20 protein-coding genes and 1 tRNA gene are annotated in these 19346 nt (G+C 68.8%); 7 read left to right on the top strand and 14 right to left on the bottom strand.

Annotated elements, in window-relative coordinates:
* Window positions 1-176 precede the first annotated feature (176 nt).
* Window positions 177-251: transfer RNA gene (locus ACTIF2_RS27035), tRNA-Gly, on the bottom strand.
* A gap of 179 nt (window positions 252-430) precedes the next feature.
* Between ACTIF2_RS27035 and ACTIF2_RS27040 the strand changes: the two genes are divergently transcribed.
* The 5 genes from ACTIF2_RS27040 to ACTIF2_RS27060 all read left to right on the top strand — a co-directional run bounded on the left by ACTIF2_RS27040 (window position 431) and on the right by ACTIF2_RS27060 (window position 4928).
* Entirely contained in the window at window positions 431-1180 is a 750-nt protein-coding gene (locus ACTIF2_RS27040; protein ID WP_439500239.1) for a TIGR02117 family protein, read from the top strand.
* Complete coding sequence (locus tag ACTIF2_RS27045) at window positions 1177-1719, top strand: prolyl-tRNA synthetase associated domain-containing protein (protein WP_439500240.1); 543 nt, start codon at window positions 1177-1179, stop codon at window positions 1717-1719. Before ACTIF2_RS27040 ends, ACTIF2_RS27045 begins: the two co-directional genes overlap by 4 nt.
* 203 nt (window positions 1720-1922) lie before the next feature.
* Window positions 1923-2822 (top strand): thioredoxin, encoded by a 900-nt coding sequence (trxA, locus tag ACTIF2_RS27050; RefSeq protein ID WP_439500241.1) that lies wholly within the window; start codon window positions 1923-1925, stop codon window positions 2820-2822.
* A 31-nt stretch (window positions 2823-2853) separates the two neighbouring features.
* Window positions 2854-3525 carry an LON peptidase substrate-binding domain-containing protein gene (locus ACTIF2_RS27055; protein ID WP_439500242.1) on the top strand — a complete coding sequence of 224 codons (672 nt, stop codon included), beginning with the start codon at window positions 2854-2856 and terminating at the stop codon, window positions 3523-3525.
* Complete coding sequence (locus tag ACTIF2_RS27060) at window positions 3522-4928, top strand: MFS transporter (RefSeq protein ID WP_439500243.1); 1407 nt, start codon at window positions 3522-3524, stop codon at window positions 4926-4928. The genes ACTIF2_RS27055 and ACTIF2_RS27060 overlap by 4 nt, the downstream gene beginning before the upstream one ends.
* 107 nt (window positions 4929-5035) lie before the next feature.
* Here the strand turns inward: ACTIF2_RS27060 and ACTIF2_RS27065 are convergent, their stop codons facing one another.
* Window positions 5036-7429, bottom strand: a complete 2394-nt coding sequence (locus ACTIF2_RS27065) for a transketolase-like TK C-terminal-containing protein (RefSeq protein ID WP_439500244.1) — start codon at window positions 7427-7429, stop codon at window positions 5036-5038.
* A gap of 109 nt (window positions 7430-7538) precedes the next feature.
* A complete protein-coding gene (locus ACTIF2_RS27070; protein WP_439500245.1) occupies window positions 7539-8141 on the bottom strand; it encodes a hypothetical protein in 603 nt (200 codons plus the stop codon).
* Between the two features lie 174 nt (window positions 8142-8315).
* On the opposite strand from ACTIF2_RS27070, the gene ACTIF2_RS27075 reads away from it, so the two are divergent.
* The gene (locus ACTIF2_RS27075; RefSeq protein WP_439500246.1) at window positions 8316-8798 is read left to right on the top strand and encodes an Lrp/AsnC family transcriptional regulator; all 483 of its coding nucleotides are present in this window, start codon (window positions 8316-8318) and stop codon (window positions 8796-8798) included.
* Between the two features lie 123 nt (window positions 8799-8921).
* Here ACTIF2_RS27075 and ACTIF2_RS27080 read toward each other — a convergent pair whose 3' ends face one another.
* The 11 genes from ACTIF2_RS27080 to ACTIF2_RS27130 all read right to left on the bottom strand — a co-directional run bounded on the left by ACTIF2_RS27080 (window position 8922) and on the right by ACTIF2_RS27130 (window position 18246).
* Window positions 8922-9293 (bottom strand): hypothetical protein, encoded by a 372-nt coding sequence (locus ACTIF2_RS27080; protein WP_439500247.1) that lies wholly within the window; start codon window positions 9291-9293, stop codon window positions 8922-8924.
* Between the two features lie 11 nt (window positions 9294-9304).
* Window positions 9305-10870, bottom strand: a complete 1566-nt coding sequence (locus tag ACTIF2_RS27085; RefSeq protein WP_439500248.1) for a serine hydrolase domain-containing protein — start codon at window positions 10868-10870, stop codon at window positions 9305-9307.
* A 181-nt stretch (window positions 10871-11051) separates the two neighbouring features.
* On the bottom strand, window positions 11052-11546 hold the full coding sequence (locus ACTIF2_RS27090; RefSeq protein WP_439500249.1) for a GFA family protein: 495 nt from the start codon (window positions 11544-11546) through the stop codon (window positions 11052-11054).
* A gap of 66 nt (window positions 11547-11612) precedes the next feature.
* Entirely contained in the window at window positions 11613-12380 is a 768-nt protein-coding gene (locus tag ACTIF2_RS27095) for an ABC transporter ATP-binding protein (RefSeq protein WP_439500250.1), read from the bottom strand.
* Complete coding sequence (locus tag ACTIF2_RS27100; RefSeq protein WP_439500251.1) at window positions 12377-13390, bottom strand: FecCD family ABC transporter permease; 1014 nt, start codon at window positions 13388-13390, stop codon at window positions 12377-12379. Before ACTIF2_RS27100 ends, ACTIF2_RS27095 begins: the two co-directional genes overlap by 4 nt.
* Window positions 13391-13394: 4 nt before the next feature.
* Entirely contained in the window at window positions 13395-14429 is a 1035-nt protein-coding gene (locus ACTIF2_RS27105) for an iron ABC transporter substrate-binding protein (RefSeq protein WP_439500252.1), read from the bottom strand.
* 153 nt (window positions 14430-14582) lie between these two features.
* Window positions 14583-15047, bottom strand: coding sequence for a tRNA (N6-threonylcarbamoyladenosine(37)-N6)-methyltransferase TrmO (gene tsaA, locus ACTIF2_RS27110; RefSeq protein WP_439500253.1), 465 nt, complete (start codon window positions 15045-15047; stop codon window positions 14583-14585).
* Between the two features lie 12 nt (window positions 15048-15059).
* Window positions 15060-15887 (bottom strand): molybdate ABC transporter substrate-binding protein, encoded by an 828-nt coding sequence (locus ACTIF2_RS27115; protein ID WP_439500254.1) that lies wholly within the window; start codon window positions 15885-15887, stop codon window positions 15060-15062.
* Between the two features lie 4 nt (window positions 15888-15891).
* Entirely contained in the window at window positions 15892-16779 is an 888-nt protein-coding gene (locus ACTIF2_RS27120; RefSeq protein ID WP_439500255.1) for an ABC transporter substrate-binding protein, read from the bottom strand.
* A gap of 34 nt (window positions 16780-16813) precedes the next feature.
* Window positions 16814-17539 (bottom strand): ATP-binding cassette domain-containing protein, encoded by a 726-nt coding sequence (locus tag ACTIF2_RS27125; RefSeq protein WP_439500256.1) that lies wholly within the window; start codon window positions 17537-17539, stop codon window positions 16814-16816.
* Between the two features lie 5 nt (window positions 17540-17544).
* Window positions 17545-18246 (bottom strand): ABC transporter permease, encoded by a 702-nt coding sequence (locus tag ACTIF2_RS27130; protein ID WP_439500257.1) that lies wholly within the window; start codon window positions 18244-18246, stop codon window positions 17545-17547.
* A 113-nt stretch (window positions 18247-18359) separates the two neighbouring features.
* Here ACTIF2_RS27130 and ACTIF2_RS27135 point away from each other — a divergent pair, with 113 nt between their 5' ends.
* A complete protein-coding gene (locus ACTIF2_RS27135) occupies window positions 18360-19250 on the top strand; it encodes a substrate-binding domain-containing protein (protein ID WP_439500258.1) in 891 nt (296 codons plus the stop codon).
* Window positions 19251-19346: the final 96 nt, after the last annotated feature.

The raw sequence follows: 19346 nt of genomic DNA on the forward strand, positions 1-19346 counted from the left end.
GAGGATTAGCGGAAACGCACCTAAGCGAACTATGTGCTCCCGAAGCGAACCTGTAACCGCGGTGTAACCACGGGCTTTCGGAGCCGTTCGGAATTCGCCTCGAACCACCCGGGCTAGAAAAGCAAAAAGCGCCGGGAAACCCGACGCTTGCATGCTTCTCAAGCCTTGAGATTGTCTGGAGCGGGCGAAGGGATTCGAACCCTCGACCCCAACCTTGGCAAGGTTGTGCTCTACCCCTGAGCTACACCCGCATCCGGACATGGCGCGCCAATGGCGCGGCCGGGTTATTGCCTCAAAGCGCAGCGAAGCGCAAGCGCCTTGTTGCGCAATCTTCACAAGGCGCGGCCGTTTCGGCAAGCCGCCATCGGCTCGACTTGGCGCGAGCCCTCGGGCATCGTCGGGCGATGCGGCGGCGCGGCTCCCGACAGGCATGCTGAGATCACCGGAACCCGGCCCTGCGATTCGCACGCTCTGGCGCGGCCTGTGCATCGGCGCGCTGACCCTCGCCGCCCTGGTTCTCGCGGCAGGCGTCGCCATCCTCGCCGGCGCCCTGCCCTATCGTTCCGAGGCGTCGCCGTCGGAAGGCGCCCCCATCGCGATCTATGTCGTGACCAACGGTTTCCACACCGACATCGTCGTGCCGACCCTGAGCGAGGCCAAGGACTGGCGGCCGCTGCTGCAGGCCTCTCCGATCACGCGGCAATCGCTCGATGCGCCCTGGCTCGCCTTCGGCTGGGGCTCGCAGGCGGCCTATACCGAGCTCGGCACGCTCGCCGACCTGTCGGTGGGCCTCGCGCTCAAGGCCGTCGCCTTCGATCGCTCGGTCGTCCATGTCCAGCCGGTGATCTCGATCCTGGCCGGCGAGGAGGCGCGCCGCTTCACGGTGACGCAAGCGGGCTACCGGCGTCTCGTCGCCCATATCGAACGCAGCCTGCAACTGGGCGCGGACGGAGCCCCCGTCGTGCTCCCCGACGTCACCCATGGCACCGGCGACGCCTTCCTGCGCGGGCGGGACCGGTTCTGGCTGCTGCGCAGCTGCAATGTCTGGGTCGGCGAAGCCCTGCGCAAGGCAGGCCTGCCGGTCGGGCTCTGGACGCCGCTCGCCCGATCGCTCATGTGGTCGCTCGGACCCGGCGACGGGCCCGAACACCCAGTCCAACCCTTGCGAAGCCGTTCATGACCATCCTTTCCCTGCCTATCGATGCCTCAGGTCCGGCCGGGCCGGCCGATCTCCTCTCCGCGCTCGACACGCTCGGCATCGTCACGACCAAGATCGATCACGAGGCGGTCTTCACCGTCGCGGAATCGAAGTCGCTGCGCGGCGTGGTTCCCGGGCATCACACCAAGAACCTGTTCCTGAAGGACAAGAAGGGCCGGCTCTTCCTGGTCTCGGCGCTGGAGAGCACCCGCATCGACCTGAAGCGCCTGCACGAGACGCTCGGTGCCAGCGGACGGCTCTCCTTCGGCTCGGCCGAGCTGCTGCTGGAGACGCTCGGCGTCACGCCGGGCTCGGTCACCGCCTTCGCCGTCATCAACGACCGCGAGGGCAGGGTCGCCGTGGTGCTCGATTCCCGCCTGATGACCGGCGAAGCGATGAATTTTCACCCGCTGGTCAACACCGCGACACTTGCGATCGCCCGCGACGACATGCTGCGCTTCCTGCGCGCTACCGGCCACGAGCCGCTGGTCGTCGATCTGCCGGCGCCGCCCGAGACATGATGCCGGCCCGCATTCGGAGAACATCGCGCCCGGCGATGGACAGAGCGGCAGAAGCTCCCCATCTATGGACCGCGCCGTCCGGCCGCCGGAACAAGCCGGTTTCGGATGCCCGGATCATGCCCTAAAAGGCGGCAGGATCCAGACGACGGCTCATGGTACCGCCGGATCGCGATCCGGCCTGTTGACGAAACGAAGGACGACCCATGCTGGTCAATGGCGATGCGGCCGAGCAACCCGGCCTGATCAAGGATACGACGACGCAGGGCTTCCGGCAGGATGTCATCGCCGAATCGATGACCCAGCCGGTGCTGGTCGATTTCTGGGCGCCCTGGTGCGGCCCCTGCAAGCAGCTCACCCCGATCATCGAGAAGGTGGTCAAGGAGGCGGGCGGCAAGGTCAAGCTCGTCAAGATGAATATCGACGAGCACCCCGCCATTCCCGGCCAGCTCGGCATACAGTCGATTCCGGCCGTGATCGCCTTCCAGCAGGGCCAGCCGATCGACGGCTTCATGGGCGCGCAGCCCGAAAGCCAGGTCAAGGCCTTCGTCGAGAAGCTGGTCGGGCCGGTCGGCCCCGGCGAGAGCGAGGAACTGCTTACGGCGGCGCAGGCGGCGCTCGAGGCCGGCGACGCCGCCGGTGCGAGCGAGCTCTTCGCCAATGTGCTGGCGCTCGAGCCCGAGAACACCGTGGCGCTCGCCGGCCTGGCGCGGCTCCATCTCGACATGGGCGATCTCGAGGGCGCCAAGGGCATTCTCTCGGCCGCGCCGGCAGCCAAGGCGGGCGACCCCGCCATTGCCGCGGTGCGCGCCGCGATCGAGCTCGCCGAGCAGGCCGCCTCGCTCGGCGACACGGCCGAGCTCGAAGCCAGGGTCGCCGCCAATCCGAAGGACCATCAGGCGCGCTTCGACCTGGCGCTGGCATTGAACGCCCGCGACCGGCGCGAGGAGGCGGTCGACCATCTCGTCGCCATCATCAAGGCCGACCGCAAATGGAACGACGACGGCGCGCGCAAGCAGCTCCTGCAGTTCTTCGAGGCGTGGGGGCCGATGGACGAGCACAGCATCGCCGGGCGGCGCAAGCTTTCGACGCTGCTGTTCTCCTGACGGGTGCGAGGTGGAAGGGAGCGAGCTGCCGATGGGCATGAACGCCGTCTATCACGGGGCCGAGGATTGCCCGCTGGTGATCCCGGTCTTCCCGCTGGCCGGCGCGCTGCTGCTTCCGCGCGGGCAGATGCCGCTCAACATCTTCGAGCCGCGCTATCTCGCCATGGTGGACGACGCGCTGCGCGGCCACCGCACCATCGGCATGATCCAGCCCGAGCCGGAGAGCGGGCGTCAGGCCGCGACGCCGGGGCTGCTGCGCGTCGGCTGCCTGGGGCGGATCACGCAGTTCTCCGAGACCGGCGACGACCGCTACATCCTGACCCTGACCGGGATCGCGCGCTTTCGCGTCGTCGACGAGCTCTCGGTCACCACCGCCTATCGGCAGGCACGGGTCTCCTATGACGATTTCACCGTCGATTTCAGCGCCCGCGCCGGCGAGGAGGAGGTCGACCGCGCCGGCCTGCTGAAGGCCCTGCGCGCCTTCGCCAAGGCGAACGACTTCAAGATCGACTGGAAGGGCGTCAACGAGGCGCCGAACGAGGCCCTGGTCAACGCGCTCTCGATGATGTGCCCCTTCGGCCCGCGCGAGAAGCAGGCTTTGCTCGAGGCGCCGAGCCTGAAGAGCCGGGCCGAGGTCCTGGTCGCGATCACCGAGATCGAGCTCGCCCGCGGCGGCAGCGACCCCGAAACGACTCTGCAGTGAGCGGCCTTGCGACGACCGCCAGCGAGGCGCCGCCTCGGGCCTACCCGCCGCGGCGCGCCGTCACCGCCTGGCTGTTCTTCGACTGGGCGGCCCAGCCCTTCTTCACGCTGGTCACGACCTTCGTCTTCGCGCCCTTCTTCGCCGCCACGCTCGCCTCCGACCCGACGCAGGGCCAGGCGCTCTGGGGCTACGCCACCGGCTTCGCCGGCCTGTGCATCGCCCTGCTCTCGCCGCTGGTCGGCGGCATCGCCGACCGCACCGGCCCGCGCAAGCCCTGGATCGCCGTCTTCGGCACGCTGCTCGTCATCGGTTCCGCCCTGCTCTGGTTCGCGAAGCCGGGATCGCCGCTGGCCGTGCCGCTCGCGCTGACCGGCTTCGTCATCGCCACGATCGGCGCCGAATTCGCGACCATCTTCAACAACGCGATGATGACCCGGCTGGTGCCGCCCGAACGCCTCGGCTGGCTCTCCGGCACGGGCTGGGCGATCGGTTATCTCGGCGGGCTGATCTCGCTGGCGCTGACCTTGGCCCTGCTCGCGGCCGACCCGCTGACCGGCAAGACGCTCGCCGGCCTCTCCCCGATCTTCGGCCTCGACGCCGCGGCACGCGAGGGCGACAGGGCCTCGGGCCTGCTGACCGCGCTCTGGTTCGTCATCTTCGTCACGCCGATGTTCCTGCTGACGCCCGACGCCCCGCGAACCGGCATGCGCCTGCGCGAGGCGGCTCAGGGCGGGCTGACGCGCCTGAAGGCGACGCTGGCCGAGCTGCCGCGCCTGCCCTCGCTCGGCCGCTTCCTGTTGGCCAACATGATCTATCAGGACGGGCTCGTCGCGCTCTTCGCCTTCGGCGGCATCTATGCCGCCGGCGTCTTCGGCTGGCAGACCATCGAGCTCGGCATCTTCGGCATCCTGCTGACCGTCACCGGCACGCTCGGCGCCTGGATCGGCGGAAGGCTCGACGACCGCATCGGCGGCAAGCCGGTAGTGCTGGGCGCCATCGCCTGCCTGCTCTTCGCCTGTATCGGCATCCTCTCGCTCGGGCCGGCGCATGTCGGCTTCGTCATCCCGGCCGCGCCTGCCGTGGTCGGGGACGGCCTGTTCGCCTCCGTTCCCGAGCGGGTCTATCTCGCGCTCGGCCTGCTGATCGGCCTCGTCGCCGGCCCGCTCCAGGCCTCCTCGCGCAGCCTGATGGCCCGCCTCGCGCCGGCCGGCCGGCATGGCGAGTTCTTCGGCCTCTTCGCGCTCTCGGGCAAGGTGACCTCCTTCATGGGGCCGACTTTGGTGGCGCTGGCGACCAGCCTCTTCGCCAGCCAGCAGGCCGGGCTCGCCGTGCTGATCGCGTTCTTCCTGATCGGCGGGGCGCTGCTCGCCGGGGTCAACGTGAAGCAGAGGCTGGGGGAGTAGGAAAACGTCATTCTCGGGCGGAGCGAAGCGCAGACCCGAGAATCTCTTGCCGGAAGAGGCGCCCTCTCGTCCTGAGATGCTCGGGTCAAGCCCGAGCATGACGCAGGTTACGGCAACGCCTTCAGATACCGCACCGGCCGGCCTGGCGCCGCGGCCTGCGCCGCGTGCACGATCGCGTTCGCGTCGATGCCGAAATGCCGGTAGAGGTCGGCGACCGTTCCGGTCTGGCCGAAATGCTCGACGCCGAGCGCCTTCTGCTTGTGGCCATGGACGCTGCCGAGCCAGGCCAGCGTCGCCGGATGCCCGTCCAGCACCGAGACGATGCCGCAATCGCGCGAGAGCTCGCCGAGCAGGCGCTCGATATGGCTGGTCGCGGCATGGTTGCCGCGCTGGCGCGCCCGCTCCGCGGCCTGCCAGCCGGCATTGAGCCGGTCGGCCGAGGTGATGGCGAGCAGCCCGACATCGCGCCGGTCCTCGGCGAGCAGCCCTACCGCCTCGATCGCCTCGGGTGCGACCGCTCCCGTATAGGCGATCACGACCGAGGCGTTCGGCCCCGGCTTCCGGAGCCAGTAGGCGCCGTCGATGATCTCGCGCTCCAGGCCCAGTGTCATCGCCCGCTGCGGCTGCTCGACCTGACGCGTCGAGAGCCTGAGATAGACCGAGCCGCCGGTCTCGTCGCGCAGCCAGGTGCGCTCGTCGGGGTCGCCCTCGCCATCCTTCTGCAGGTATTCGAAGGACCAGCGCATCATCACGGCGAGCTCGTCGACGAAGGCCGGCTCGAAGGCGCAGAGCCCGTCCTGGCTCATGCCGATCAGCGGCGTCGCGATCGACTGATGCGCGCCGCCCTCCGGCGCCAGCGTCACGCCCGACGGCGTCGCCACCACCATGAAGCGCGCGTCCTGGTAGCAGGCATAGTTCAGCGCATCGAGCCCGCGCGAGATGAAGGGGTCGTAGAGCGTGCCGATCGGGATCAGGCGCTCGCCGAAGATCGAATGCGACAGGCCGAGCGCCGAGAGGTTGATGAACAGGTTCATCTCGGCGATGCCGAGCTCGATATGCTGGCCCTTGGGCGAGAACTCCCATTTCTGCATCGAGGGAATGCGCTCGTCCTTGAAGGTGTCGGCCATCGAGGCACGCGCGAACAGGCCGCGCCGGTTCACCCAGGGACCGAGATTGGTCGAGACCGTGACGTCGGGCGCCGTAGTGACGATGCGGTCGGCCAGCGGGCCGCCGAGCTTCGCCAGCTCGTCCAGCACCTTGCCGAAGCCCATTTGCGTCGACATCGTCGCCTGGATGCCGGCTTCGAGCTTTTCCGGCACCGGCAGGGTCGGCGCCGAGAAGCGGCGGCGTCCCTCGGCGAAGAACGGCACCTGGTCGAGATAGGCTCGGATCTCGCTTTCCGGCAGCGACAGCCCCTCGAACAGATCCCATTCATGACCGGGTCGCACCTGGTTGGCCTGCTTGAAGCCCTCCATCTGCTCCTTGGTCATCAGCCCGGCATGATTGTCCTTGTGCCCGGCGAGAGGCAGCCCAAAACCCTTGACGGTATAGGCCAGGAAACAGACCGGCCGGTCATGGTCGATGCCCTCGAAAGCCTCCAGCAGCGAAGGCAGGTCGTGCCCGCCGAGATTGCACATCAGCGCCGAGAGCGCGGCGTCGGAACGCTTCTCGATCAGCTTCGTCACCGGCCCCTGGTCACCGAGATCGTCCATCAGGCGCTTGCGCCAGGCCGCCCCGCCCTGGAAGGTCAGGGCCGAGTAGAGCTGGTTCGGGCAGGAGTCGATCCAGCTTTTAAGCCGCTCGCCGCCCTTCTCCTTGAAGGCCGCCTGCTGCAGCGAGCCGTATTTCAGCGTCACGACATCCCAGCCGAAATTGCGGAACATCGTCTCGAACCGGTCGTAGAGCCCCTCGCGAATGACCGCGTCTAGCGACTGGCGATTATAGTCGATCACCCACCAGGTGTTGCGCACGCCGTGCTTCCAGCCCTCCATCAGGGCCTCGAAGATATTGCCCTCGTCGAGTTCGGCATCGCCGATCAGCGAGACCATGCGCCCGTCCGGCCGCCCATCGCCCCAGCCATGCGCCTTCACATAGTCCTGGGTCAGCGAGGAGAAGAGCGTCTGCGCCACGCCCAAGCCCACCGAGCCGGTCGAGAAATCGACATCGTCGATGTCCTTGGTGCGCGAGGGATAGCTCTGCGCGCCCTTGTAGCCGCGGAAATTCTCAAGTTTTTCGCGGGTCTGCAGCCCCATCAGGTAGTTGATGGCGTGGAAGATCGGCGAGGCATGCGGCTTCACCGCGACTCGGTCCTGCGGCTTCAGCGCCGCCATGTAGAGCGCCGTCATGATCGTCGCCAGCGAGGCCGAGGAGGCCTGGTGCCCGCCGACCTTCATGCCGTCGCCATTGTCGCGCAGGTGGTTGGCGTTGTGGATCGTCCAGGACGCGAGCCAGAGGATCTTCTTTTCCAGCTCGGCGAGGATGGGCAGACGGGGATCGGACATGATGGCCTCCAGCGCGGGCCATCATGCATGGTTCGTGTGGCGAAGGCTGCTAAAGATGAGCTCCGACGCCATCAGATTTGGCGGAAACCACCAAGATCGCCGGAAACTCCTATTGCGGCGGTTGCTGCGGCAGGAGCCAGTTCCGGAAGTTCTCGGCGAAATTCCCCGTCAGCCGATCGATCGGATCAGCCATGAAGGCCGCGTCGATGAACGTGCCGCCGAGCCCCTCGCCGGCGAGAGCAATCGCTCGCAAACCTGGACGAGACAGGATCGGCGTGCCGGTCTTGGCATCGGTGATCGTCACGTCCGCGGTCATCTCGTGAGGGCCACCGACCAGGATGCGCTGGATGACCGACGTCACGCGCAGATTGCGCACGACCGCGACGACCTTCACCGGCCGCTGGCCGGCAAGGACCGGCCTGAGCTGGCGTTCGAGGGCGGCGGAGATCTTGTTCGAGGCGGCACTGGCGATGAAGGCGCGCGCCTCCGGCGTCTTCGACAGCGCCTCCGAGTCCTGTTCCGGCAGGCCCTTGCTGCGGGCATAGGCCCGATCGCCGTCGCCCCACCAGAGGATTGCCGCGGGGTCGACCTCGACGGTCACCGCGGTGAGGTGGAGGGCTTCGACCTGGTCCGGCGCGAGTGGGTTCGGGACGGAGACGCAGCCGGAGAGCGCGGCCGCGAGAAGGCAGAGCGAGAGCAGGCGGTTGAGCATGTCGGAATCCGCTGGGAGGGAGCCCGAGTAGACTCCTTCCGATCCCGAGAGCCAGTGTCCGCCAGCGCTGAAACACAGCAATTCTGCAACCGTGACGGGAATATCACAGATCCCGACCTGGGCACTTCCGCGCCTGCCGGTTTCCGCTAAGTTCGCGGCGTCAGGTGAGGAAAAATGCCAGAGCACAAACTCGACGAGATCGACCGGCGCATCGTCCAGGCCCTCCAGGCAGACGGGCGCATGAGCAATCAGGACCTCGCCGAGAAGGTCGGGCTCTCGCCCTCGCCCTGCGCGCGCCGGGTGCGCCTTCTGGAAGAGGCCGGCATCATCCAGGGCTATGTCGCGGTGGTCGACCAGAAGAAGCTCGGCCTGCCGGTCTCGGTCTTCGCCTCGATCAAGCTGGAGCGTCAGCGCGAGGAGGAGCTCGACCGGTTCGGCGCCGCCGTGGCGCGCTGGCCCGAGGTCGCCGACTGCTACCTGATGACCGGCCCGCGCGACTATCTGCTGCGCATCATCGTCAGCGACCTCGCCGCCTATGAGCGTTTCCTCAAGGACAAGCTGACCCGGCTCGACAATGTCGCCTCGATCGAATCGAGCTTCGCGCTCGGCCAGGTGAAGCGCTCGTTCTCGGTGCCGGTCGAGCTCGGGCGGGGATAGGCGCGCGCGGCCGTCATTGCGAGAAGCGAAGCGACGAAGCAATCCAGAGGACTGCGACCGACCTCCTGGATTGCTTCGCTGTGCTCGCAATGACGACAGGAAGCCGGCCGATGAAGAGGAGCGCTACCAGCCGCGCTGGCGCTTGATCATGCCCTTCTGGATCTCTTTCTGCTGCTTCCAGTAGCTCTTCTGGTCCTGCCGCTGCATCTCGTAGAAGTCGCGGATGCGGTCCTTGCGCGAGGTCGCGTTGCGGTAGTCGTTCCAGTCGTAATGGTCGTCATGGACGAAATCGTCCCCGCCATCGTCTCGGAACAGGTCGCGCAGGATCGAGCGGGCGGGCTCGACCAGCGCCGGCGGCTGGATCGCGGGCGTCGGCATCGCTGCGGAGACGGCGCTGCCGGGAATGTCGAGCGCGAGCAGCCCGATCACCAGGCCAAGTCGCGCGAAGCCAAGTCGTGTGAAGCCCATTCTCGCGAAGGTATGAAAGCTCATCATCGGTCCCTCGCTCACTGGTCGGCCTGGCGGCTGAAGGAATGCGGCAGTTCCGGATTGATCCAGCGCAGCTGCGTGATCCGCCCGGCCATGTCGCGCTCGAAGCGCATCTGCACGAAGGGGGTGTCGCCGACGATCGCGACGATCGGCGCATAGCCGCCGCTCGGCGCAAGCCGCGCCTGGAACAGGTTCGGATCGTCCCTGTTCGCCTCGAGCAGCATGGTGAGATCGGTCCGCTCGAGCCTCAATTGCAGCTTGCCGTCGACCAGCGAGACCACGCCATCGCCAAGGATCGGCGAGGCATAGGTTGCGGCGAAGGCAGCCGCGTTCGCCGGCGGCGGGCCGACGACGAAGGCCGTCTGCTCCTGACGCTCCTGCTCCCGGTGCTTCTTGGCGGCGGCCGAAGCCAGCGCGATATTGTCCACGGCGGGATTGCCGAGCACGCGGTCGTAGAACCAGAGGGCCAGCGCATCGGCGAGCGCCGGGCTGCCGATATTGCTCAGGATCACGATGCCCGTCCTGGCATCCGGCAGGAAGCCGGCATGGGCGCCGAAGCCCGAGGTGCCGCCATTATGCCAGATCGCCCGGCCGCGCGGCGTCGCCATCGCGAGCCAGCCGACGGCGTAGCTCATCCGCTCGTTCACCGCGACGCGCGGCGTCCAGGTCACGTCGAGATTCTCCTCGGAGACGATGACCTTCTCGCCGAAATGCCCGCGGCCGAGCTGCAGGCGCAGCCACTTCGCCATGTCGGGGATGTTGGAGTTGAGCGCGCCGGCCGGACCCAGCGCATAGGGGAACGCGGCATGGAACGGGATCGCGACCGGCTTGTCGTCAGGGCGGTGCCCGGTGGCGTGGTTCGGCGCCTGCGCGATCGCGTCCGCCGTCCCGCTTGTCGCGGTCATGCCGAGAGGATCGAGCAGGCTCGCCTTGGCCGAATCGAACCAGGACGGCGCGCCATTGACCTTGGCGACGATCTCGCCGCCGGCCAGATGCGGGATGTTGAGATAGCGGAAATCCGAACGAAAAATCCCGATCTGCGGCGCGGCGCGCATCGACCGGAACAGCGTCTCCTTGTCGAAGCCGAGGAAGGCGAGCCCGTCATTGACATAGGGCGTCAGGCCGCTGCGCTGCGCCGCGATGTCGAGGATGCGGAAATCGCGCGAGACGAACGGGTCCGAGAGCTGGAAGGCCGGCACGAAGTCGCTGACATGGTCGCTCCATTTCAGCCTGCCGGCATCGACCGCCTGGGCCAGCGTCGTCGCGAAGAAGGCCTTCGTGGTCGAGCCGATCTGGAAGATCGTCTCCGGCGTGACGGGCTCGGCCTTGCCTACCTCCCTGACGCCAAACCCCTTGCTGTAGATCAGCTTGTCGTCATGGACGATGCCGACCGCGAGGCCCGGCACCGAGAAATCCTGCATGCCGCGCGCGACCTGCTTCTCGAATTCGGGCAGCAGCGCCTCGATCGCGGCTAGCGTCGGCTGCTGCGCCATGGCCGGCGTCGTCAGCGAGGTAGCAAGCGCGAGCGCAAGCAGTCCGCGACGCGCGCCGGCACGGTCCGGACGTTCGGAGTTGCGTGACATCTCTCGTTTCCCCCATGCGGCGCAGCGTCCCCGCAGCCGTCCGCGACGGACCTGCCTCGGGAACGCGGCGCTTCACTTTACCCAGCTTCGCCCGGCGATGAAGACGTGCGGTTGACAATAGACGGGGCGACGCTCCCCTAACGCAACCTTTGGTTGACGATTGGCGAAGATCGCCCGCCGCTCAATCGACCCAAAGCCCGCGCTTGCGGTGCCATTGCTCGATCGATTCGACGGGGTAGCCGTCGAAGCTCTGGTCGTTCGGGCCGATATCGGGCTCGACCCAGCCCGCCTTGAAGCGCAGCAGGAGATGGGTCTTCTCCGGCGGCACCGGCAGATCGCTGTCGATCGCCGAGGCAAAGGGGTGGACGAGATCCGGCCAGGCCGGATCGGAGACGAAGAGCGCCGTGCCGCAGGATGTGCAGAAGCGCCGCTCGCCGCTCGAGACATGGCAGGCGCCACTCTCGTTGCGGATCTCGGCGTGGAACAGGCCGACAGCCTCCTCACCCTCGACCTTGAGCGTCGCGGCGTCGCCCATGATGTTGATGGCGAAGCCACCGCCGCCCGCCGTCTTGCGGCAGATCGAGCAATAGCAGAGCTGGTAGGGCTGCGGCGTATGGCTCTCCACCGAGAAGCGGACGGCGCCGCAGCGGCATGAACCCTTGAGCGTCAGCGGCATGAGCTCTCTCCTTTCGGCAACAACGCATCAGCGCGGCCAGGGGCTCATGCGCCAATGGCGGTGGCGCTATGCTCCCGGCAGGAACGCCACCCGCCCCTGAGCGTCGCGCACCGTCTCGATCGGGGCACCATAGAGTTCCCCGAGCCGCTCCGGCGTCAGCAGCTCCGCCGCCGGCCCGCTCGCCAGCGCCCGCCCCTCGCGCAGCAGCATGACGCGGTCGGCATGGGCCAGCGCCTGGTTGAGATCATGCGTGGTGAAGAGCACGCCCAGCCCCTCGGCCGCGAGCCGCCTGATCTGCGCCATCACCTTGCCCTGGTTGCCGAAATCGAGGCTCGCCGTCGGCTCGTCGAGGATGACGTAGCGCGGCTCCTGCGCCAACGCCCGGGCGATCAGCACGAGCTGGCGCTCGCCGCCGGAGATCTGCGTATAGGGGCGCTGGCCGAGCGCCGCGATGCCGAGCCGCTCCAGCATCGCCTGCGCCACCTCCCGGTCATGGCGCGACGGCGCGGCGAAGAGCCCGCCATGCGCGGTCCGCCCCATCAGCACCACCGCGAAGACGGAGAAGGCGAAGGTGCCGGCATGGGCCTGCGGCACATAGCCGAGCGCCCGCGCCCGCTCGCCGATCGAAAGCGACCCGAGCGGCCGGCCGTCGAGCGAGAGCATCCCGGCCTGCGGCGGCAGCAGGCCGAGCAGCGTCTTCAGCAGCGTCGTCTTGCCGCCGCCATTGGGCCCGAGCAGCGCCAGCACCTCGCCGGCCTTGAGGTCGAGCGTGACGTCCTCGCCGATGCGGCGCTCGGGATAGCCATAGGCGAGGCCGCTGGCGCTCAGGCTCACGACCAGCCCCCGCGCGCCGAGGCCAGCAGCCAGATGAAGAAGGGCGTGCCGATCACCGCGGTCAGGATGCCGAGCGGCGTCTCGACCGGGGCTGCGGTGCGCGCCAGCGTGTCGATGATCAGGAGATAGCCGCCGCCGAGCAGCGCCGCCGTCGGCAGCAGCTTGCCGAAATCGGGCCCGACCAGGAAGCGCGCCAGATGCGGCACGACAAGCCCGACCCAGCCGATGATCCCGGCGGCCGCGACGCTCGCCGCCGTCACCAGCGTCGCCGCGGCGACGATCGCGACGCGTAAGGGGCCGGTCGCGAGCCCGAGCGCGCGCGCCTCCTCCTCCGGCAGCGACATCGCGTTCATGCGCCAGCGCAGCGCGATCAGCACGGCCGAGCCGAGCAGGACCGGGCCGAGCAGCGGCACGAGATCGGGCGGCGCGGTGCCGGCGAGGCTGCCGAGCAGCCAGAAGGTCATCGCCGGAAGCTGGTTGTAGGGATCGGCCCAGTATTTCACCAACCCGATCCCGGCGCCGAGCAGCGAGCCGACGACGACGCCGGTCAGCACCAGAACCAGCACCGGATCGCCGCGGCGGATGGTCGAGCCCACGGCATAGACCGCCCCGACGGCGACCAGCCCGCCGAGGAAGGCGGCGAACTGGATGCCGACGATGCCGAGCGAGAAATAGATGCCGATCACCGCGCCGAGCGCCGCGCCCGAGGAGGCGCCAAGGATGTCGGGCGAGACCAGCGGATTGCGGAACAGGCCCTGGAAGGCCGCCCCGGCAACGGCGAGCGCCGCGCCGCAAAGCAGGGCCGCGATCACGCGCGGGCCGCGGATGTTCCAGATCACGGTCTCAACCTGCGGCGGCAGGCCGGACGGCTGCCCGCTCATGAGCGACCAGACCAGTCGGCCGAGGTCGCCGGGGCCGACAGGAAAGCGTCCCAGCCCGAAGGCGAGCAGGATCGCCAGCAGCAGCAGGCCAAAGGCGATCAGGTTTCCGCGCAGGGAGGATGGCGGCAAGGGCTCACCCCCGCCCGGACAGGATGCGGTCGAGCTGCGCCTCGCTCGGTGTCACCTGGTAGAACAGCGTGTGGAACTCGCGCGCCAGCACCCGGATATCCTCGGGGAACTGCGCCGGATAGAGCAGCTTCGCCAGCCACCACAGCCCGATCATGCGGTTGACCGAGGGCGGGAAATCGACCCAGCCAAAGGGCAGTTTCGGCGAGAGGTGCACCCGGCCCTCGCGCACCGCCCGGATATCCGCCCAGCCGGGATCGCTGCGCACGCTCTCGGCGAAGCCGAGATCGATGGTGACGATCACTTCGGGGTTCCAGGCCAGCACCTGCTCGAGCGAGACATTGGCGAGCCCGCTGCCTGGCGTCGCGGCGGCGACATTGCGCGCCCCGAGAAAGGACAGCGTCTCGACATTGATCGAGCCGCCGAGCCCGGTCTCCAGGCCCCGCGGGCCGCGCGCGTAATAGACCGAGGGGCGCTTCTCCTCGGGAACCATCGCGATGCGCCCGGTGATCGTCGCCATCGCCTCCTCGCACCAGCGCGCCAGCCTCTCGGCCCGCTCGTCGTGTCCGGTGAGCCTACCGAGGATGCGATAGCTCGCCGGGATCTGCGCGAAGCGCCCGTCGAGCAGCGCATAGGGGATGCCGGTCTGTTCCTGCACGCGCCCGGCGAGCTCGACATAGGTCTTGCCGGTCGAGCCGGCATCGACGATCAGGTCGGGCTTCAATTCCAGCACCGCTTCGAGATTGGCGCTGTTGCCGCGCCCGGTGATCCGGCCGATCTCGGGCCTGTCGCCGATGCCCGGCAGCAGGAATTCGCGTTCGTCGGCCCGGTTGGCCCGCGGCCAGCCGAGCAACAGGTCCGGCGCCAGCGTATAGAGCGTGATCGCCGCCGGCGGTCCGGCGGGAAAGACGCGCTCGACTTTGGCCGGAATCGCGATCTCGCGTCCGGCGCTATCCCGCACCGTCGCGGCCCTCGCGATGCGCGGCGCGGCCAGCGTCGCGATGCCGGCGAGGATCGAACGACGGGAGAAAATAGCGCTCATTCCACCTTCCCCGCTCGTTCGATAGGCGCTTCCCCTCCCCCTTGTGGGGAGGGGAGAGGGGTGGGGGCGAATGGCCGGGTGAGCGCTCACCAAGCGGAACCACCCCCATCCCCGACCCTTCCCCACAAGGGGGAAGGGAGAGAGTCCGGCTCGTCACGTTCGCACCTCCACGGAATGCGCACAGCGGTTCGGCTTGATGTCGATCAGCGGCGTGCCGTCGAGGCAATCGAGCCCGCGCACCACGAGCGCGCCGTCCTCCACGCCGATCAGCCTGACCCGCGACAGCGCGATCGGATTGGGCCTGACCGGCGAGCGCAGCGCGAAGGTGCCCAGCGTCTCGCCTCCCCGCGGTGTCTGGGTCAGCAGGTCGCGCCGCGCCTGGTGCATCCAGTAGAGCAGGTCGAGATGCGCGAAACGCTCGATCCCGGCCAGCGCCGGACGCCAGGGCTCGTCGATCTCGACGCGGCAAAGCGGCCCGGCCTCGGCGTCGCCCTGGCGCGGGCAGTCGTCACGCGAGGCGAAGGGCGTGCGCAGCCGGCCGATGAAGACGAGATGCGCGTCCTGCCGCTCGGGCAGCGGCATGGATGTCTCGCCCGGTCGCGTCGCCTGCCAGTCCATCAGCCCATCCCGTCAGTTCTTGCCCTCGCGCGGCAGGAGCGGCGCGGAAAAACCATGCTTCGCCAGGATCTCCTGGCCTGCTTGCGAGAGCATGAACATGGCGAGCCGGTAGGCGTTTGGCGAGGCGTTGCCGAGCACGGTCAGCCCGTAATCCGCCCCGACCGCGAGCGCCGCCGGGAGCCTGACCAGCGTCACGCCCGGCTGCTCCGTGGCGAGCGGCTGGGCATTGGTGCAATAGGCCAGGAACAGGTCCGCCTCGCCATTGCCGAGCTTATGGCCATAGACATTGACGCCGGCGGGCGCCGGCACGCTTCCCGGCCCGCCGGTGAGCTGCAGCGCCTTGGCTTCGAGCGCCGCTTTCGCGCCCGGCTTCACCGCCTCGGCCCGGGCGAAGACCGCGAAAGCATAGTCGCCCGAGGGGTCGGCCTTCGGCGTCGAGGTGCCGAGCTTCACCGCCGGATCGAGCATGCGCTCCAGCAGCGTCTCCGGGGTGACGGCGACACCGGGCCGCGCGAAGGCGCAAAGCTCGTTGCGGGCGAAGAGCACGACCGGGCCCGCCAGCCCGGCCTGCGCCAGGGCCTGCGGGTTGCCGAGATCGGCGGAGGCGAAGACCTCGGCCGCCTCGCCCTTGGCGATACGCTCGCGCAGCAGGCCGGAGGCGCCGAAGGCTGGCTTGACCGCGATCCCGGTCTGCGCCTCGAAGGCCTGCGCCACCTCGGTGAGCGCAGCCTTCAGGCTGCCGGCGGCATGGAGCAGGACCGGCTCCTGCGCGCCGGCGGGAACCCCGGAGCCGACCAGAGCCATCAGCCCGACGAGCCCGGCCAGGAGGAAGCGGCGCATCGCATCATGCCCCGACCTGGGTCGCGTTCGGGAAGAAGAGCTGCTGGCCGTCGATCTTGTAATCGGCGATCGCCTTCTGCCCTTCCGGACTGACGAGCCAGTTCACGAAGGACTGGCCGTCATTGATCTTCACATGCGGGTGCTTGGCCGGGTTCACGGCGATGACGCCGTACTGGTTGAACAGCCGCCTGTCGCCCTCGACCGAAATGGTCAGGTCGCCGCGATTCTTGAACGAGATCCAGGTGCCGCGATCGGCCAGCACATAGGCGTTCATCGCATTGGCGCTGTTCAGCGCCGCGCCCATGCCCTGGCCGATCTCGCGATACCACGGCCCTTTCTTGGCCTCGAGATCGACGCCCGCGACCTTCCAGAGATTGAGCTCGGCCGCATGCGTGCCGGACTTGTCGCCGCGCGAGACGAAGGGCGAGCCCTTCTCGCTGATCGCCTTCAGCGCCGCTGCGATGTCCTTGGCTCCGGCGATGCCGGCCGGGTCGCTCTTCGGGCCGATCAGCACGAAGTCGTTATACATCACCGGCTTGCGCTCGAGCCCGAAGCCCTCCGCCACGAATTTCTCCTCCTGCGCCCGGGCATGGACGAAGACGACGTCGGCGTCGCCGCGGCGCCCGGTGTCGAGCGCCTGGCCGGTGCCCTGCGAGATGACCCGGACCTCGATCCCGGTCTTGGCCTTGAACAGCGGCAGGATATGGCCGAACAGGCCCGAATCCTGGGTCGAGGTCGTCGAGGACACCGTGATGAAGCGGGTGTCGCCGCTCTGGGAGGTGGCGCTGCCGGCGGGATTGGCCGGCGCCGTCGTCGTCTGTGCCTGCGCCAGGCCGGCGAGGCAGGTGAACAGGCCGGCCGCGATCAGGCGGCGGCGGTCGAACAGGCTCATGGTCGTCTCCTCGGTTCTGTCGTTGGAAAGGTGTTCACCAGATCAGCTCTCCACCCAGGAAGGCTTTTGCCTCGGGCGATTGCGGGCCGGCGAAGAAGGCGGCGGCCGGCGTGTCCTCGACGAGCCGGCCGCGATGCAGGAAGAGCACCCGGCCGGCGAGGCGGCGCGCCTGGCCGAGATCATGGGTCGACATCATCACCGTGATGCCCTCGGCGACGAGGCCCGACAAAAGCTCCTCGATCTGGCGCGTCGCGGCGGGATCGAGCTGCGAGGTCGGCTCGTCGAGGAAGAGGAGCTCGGGCCGCAGCGCCCAGGCGCGCGCGATCGCGAGCCGCTGCTGCTCGCCGCCCGAAAGCAGCCGGGCCGGCTGTGCCGCAAGCCCGCTGAGGCCGAAGCGCGCGAGCGCCTCGCGGCAGCGCGTGCCTCGCTCCACGCCGGAGACGCCAGCCGCCGCCAGCGCATGCGCGACATTGGCCTCGACCGAGCGGCGCAGCATGATCGGCTTCTGGAAGACCATGGCATGGCGCTTCACCCCGCCGGACGGCGCGCCGTTCGCCCATCCGATCCTGCCAGCGCTCGGCTTGAGCAGGCCGTGGCAGAGCCTGAGCGTCAGCGACTTGCCGGCGCCGTTGGGGCCGAGCAGCACGGTCAGCCCGCCTTGCGGGACGTTGAAGCTGACCTCGTCGACCAGCGTGCGGCCGTCCCCGAGGAAGGAGATGCGTTCGACGCCGAGCGGCAGGATCGAGACGATGTCACGCATGGCGCTCATCCCGCATAGCGCGCGCCGATGCGGCTGGCCCCGAAGGCGACCGCATTGATCGCCAGCGTCAGCGAGATCAGCACCAGCCCGAGCCCGAGCGCCAGCGGCAGGTCGCCCTTCGAGGTCTCGAGCGTGATCGTCGTGGTCATGGTGCGCGTGTAGCCGGCGATGTTGCCGCCGACGATCAACACCGCGCCGACCTCGGCGCTCGCCCGGCCGAAGCCGGCGAGCAGGGCGGTGGCGAGCGCGAAGCGCCCGTCGAAGAGCAAGGTCGGGATGGCGCGCATGCCGTCGAGCCCGACCGAGCGCAGATGGTCGCGATACTCGCTCCACAGGTCCTCGACCGTCTGGCGGGTCAGCGCGATCACGATCGGCAGAACGAGGATCACCTGCGCAATGATCATCGCCGTCGGCGTGAACAGCAGCGCGAGCGAGCCGAGCGGGCCGGATCGCGACAGCAGCAGGAAAACGACGAGCCCGGCGACGACGGGCGGCAGGCCCATCAGCGCATTGAGGCAAACGATCACGGCAGCGCGGCCGGGAAAGCGCGCCAGCGCCAGCGCCGCCCCGAGCGGCAGGCCGATCAGCCCGGCGATGAGGACGGCGGTGAGCGTCACCCGCAGCGACAGGCCGACGATCGCCAGGAAGCCGGGATCGAGGCCGACCACCAGCGCGAACGCCGCCTGAAAGATCGCTCCGAACTCCACCGCGCCGACCTGCCTCCCCTTACGTCCGCCTGCATCCTGCAAACGCTTGTAAATGCTAGAATTCAATGCGACAAAAAGCCAACTTTGGAACGAATGCAGGAATTCGCAGCAAGGTGCAGAGCCAGGTCTACCTGACTACCGAGGAAGCCGCCGCCTATCTGCGGCTGAAGGAGCGCAAGCTCTACGAGCTGGTCGCGCATGGCGCCGTGCCCTGCACCAAGGTCAGCGGCAAATGGCTGTTCCCCCGTGCCGCGCTCGACCGCTGGCTCGAGGCCGGCCTCGCCCGGCCGGAGGGGATGCAATGGGTGAATCCGCCGCCGATCATCGGCGGCAGCCAGGATTCGCTGCTCGAGGTCGCGGTCCGCGATTCAGGCTCCGGCTACGCCCTGTTGGCGGAAGGCTCGCAGGCCGGGCTCGACCGGCTGCTGCGCAACGAGGTCGCCATCGCGGCGATCCATCTCCATGCGACGCCCGACGATGACGAGGCCAATCTCGTCGCGATCCGCTCCTACGCCGTTCTGCACGATGCGGTGGTGATCGCCTTCGCCCGGCGCGAGCAGGGCCTGCTGGTCGCGCCCGGCAATCCGCTCGGGCTCGCCGGCATCGCCTCCGCCATCGCCCGGCGCGCCCGCTTCGCCCGCCGCCAGCAGGGCGCCGGCGCGCAATTGCTGCTGCAGAGCCTGCTGGAACGCGAATCGATCCCGGCCGGCGCCATGATCGTGGCCGATGGCGTCTCCTCCACCGGGCAGGACCTGGCGCTGGCGATCCGCACCGGCCGCGCCGATTGCGGCATCGCCTCGCGCGCCATCGCGACCGCCTTCGGCCTCGATTTCCTGCCGCTGGTCTGGGAGCATGTCGACCTCGTCCTGCGCCGGCGCAGCTATTTCGAGCCGCAGGCGCAGACCCTGCTCGCCTGGATGCGCGGCCCCGACATGGCCGCGCGCGCGCAGGAGCTCGGCGGCTATGACCTGTCGGGGAGCGGGGCTGTCAGGCTCAACCGGTGAGGGACCGCGCCGCGTCAACCGCGGGAACCCCTCTCCGGGAAGGAGAGGGGTAGGGGTGAGGTGCAGGCCCGAGATCGTTGGCCTGAGCCTCGCCGC

It is taken from the genome of Allobosea sp. (genome assembly GCF_051860145.1).
In the GTDB taxonomy this organism is placed as follows: Bacteria; Pseudomonadota; Alphaproteobacteria; order Rhizobiales; family Beijerinckiaceae; genus Allobosea.

Excerpts from the sequence above, each read along its gene's own strand:
- ACTIF2_RS27040 (WP_439500239.1), top strand. The coding sequence starts at position 431 with ATGCTGAGATCACCGGAACCCGGCCCTGCGATTCGCACGCTCTGGCGC.
- ACTIF2_RS27045 (WP_439500240.1), top strand. The coding sequence starts at position 1,177 with ATGACCATCCTTTCCCTGCCTATCGATGCCTCAGGTCCGGCCGGGCCG.
- trxA (WP_439500241.1), top strand. The coding sequence starts at position 1,923 with ATGCTGGTCAATGGCGATGCGGCCGAGCAACCCGGCCTGATCAAGGAT.
- ACTIF2_RS27055 (WP_439500242.1), top strand. The coding sequence starts at position 2,854 with ATGGGCATGAACGCCGTCTATCACGGGGCCGAGGATTGCCCGCTGGTG.
- ACTIF2_RS27065 (WP_439500244.1), bottom strand. The coding sequence starts at position 7,429 with ATGTCCGATCCCCGTCTGCCCATCCTCGCCGAGCTGGAAAAGAAGATC.
- ACTIF2_RS27070 (WP_439500245.1), bottom strand. The coding sequence starts at position 8,141 with ATGCTCAACCGCCTGCTCTCGCTCTGCCTTCTCGCGGCCGCGCTCTCC.
- ACTIF2_RS27075 (WP_439500246.1), top strand. The coding sequence starts at position 8,316 with ATGCCAGAGCACAAACTCGACGAGATCGACCGGCGCATCGTCCAGGCC.
- ACTIF2_RS27080 (WP_439500247.1), bottom strand. The coding sequence starts at position 9,293 with ATGATGAGCTTTCATACCTTCGCGAGAATGGGCTTCACACGACTTGGC.
- ACTIF2_RS27085 (WP_439500248.1), bottom strand. The coding sequence starts at position 10,870 with ATGTCACGCAACTCCGAACGTCCGGACCGTGCCGGCGCGCGTCGCGGA.
- ACTIF2_RS27090 (WP_439500249.1), bottom strand. The coding sequence starts at position 11,546 with ATGCCGCTGACGCTCAAGGGTTCATGCCGCTGCGGCGCCGTCCGCTTC.
- ACTIF2_RS27105 (WP_439500252.1), bottom strand. The coding sequence starts at position 14,429 with ATGAGCGCTATTTTCTCCCGTCGTTCGATCCTCGCCGGCATCGCGACG.
- tsaA (WP_439500253.1), bottom strand. The coding sequence starts at position 15,047 with ATGGACTGGCAGGCGACGCGACCGGGCGAGACATCCATGCCGCTGCCC.
- ACTIF2_RS27115 (WP_439500254.1), bottom strand. The coding sequence starts at position 15,887 with ATGCGCCGCTTCCTCCTGGCCGGGCTCGTCGGGCTGATGGCTCTGGTC.
- ACTIF2_RS27120 (WP_439500255.1), bottom strand. The coding sequence starts at position 16,779 with ATGAGCCTGTTCGACCGCCGCCGCCTGATCGCGGCCGGCCTGTTCACC.
- ACTIF2_RS27125 (WP_439500256.1), bottom strand. The coding sequence starts at position 17,539 with ATGCGTGACATCGTCTCGATCCTGCCGCTCGGCGTCGAACGCATCTCC.